At 47.9% G+C, this 610-nt stretch carries 2 protein-coding genes; both read right to left on the bottom strand.

What is annotated here, in order from left to right; all coding sequences use genetic code 11:
- A partial coding sequence (locus HUK65_RS18580; protein WP_327787159.1) for a PhoU domain-containing protein occupies positions 1 to 219 on the bottom strand: 219 nt, incomplete at its 3' end.
- Between the two features lie 19 nt (positions 220 to 238).
- Positions 239 to 610, bottom strand: a 372-nt coding sequence (locus tag HUK65_RS18585) for a phosphate ABC transporter ATP-binding protein (protein ID WP_179907776.1), incomplete at its 5' end; no start/stop codon positions are given.

Here is a 610-nt window from a genome sequence, read left to right on the forward strand (position 1 = left end):
AATGCGCGTACAGGCACCATCGATATCCATTTCTAGCGAATTTATTTTCTTATCGTTCGAGAGCACTGCATCGGCCAATTCGTTGTCGTTGCTTTCAATCGCCAACAACGCATCAGTAAGCTGCTTTTCAACCATGCCACCCATGGAAAGTACCGCATTGCGGACGCTCTCCAGTTCGTTATCGAACTGTTCGGAAATATGTTTGCCTTTATTTTCCATAACTCACCTCTCTCAATGCTTAACCGTAGCGTCCGGTAATATAATCTTCAGTTTGTTTTTTCGCCGGCGTGGTAAACAAGGTATTGGTGTCGGCGTACTCAATTAGTTCACCCATGTACAAGAAAGCGGTTTGATCGGATACCCGCGCCGCTTGTTGCATGTTATGGGTGACGATCACAATGGTGTATTGCTCCTTGAGATCGTTAATTAACTCTTCAATTTTTAGCGTCGAGATGGGATCCAGCGCCGATGCGGGCTCATCCAACAGCAACACTTCTGGCTCAATGGCAATCGCCCGGGCAATCACCAAACGCTGTTGCTGACCACCCGACAAACCAAAGGCGTTGTCGTTTAAACGGTCTTTTACTTCATCCCACAAAGCGGCGCCGCG

The organism is Rhabdonatronobacter sediminivivens, assembly GCF_013415485.1.
Taxonomy (GTDB): domain Bacteria; phylum Pseudomonadota; class Alphaproteobacteria; order Rhodobacterales; family Rhodobacteraceae; genus Rhabdonatronobacter; species Rhabdonatronobacter sediminivivens.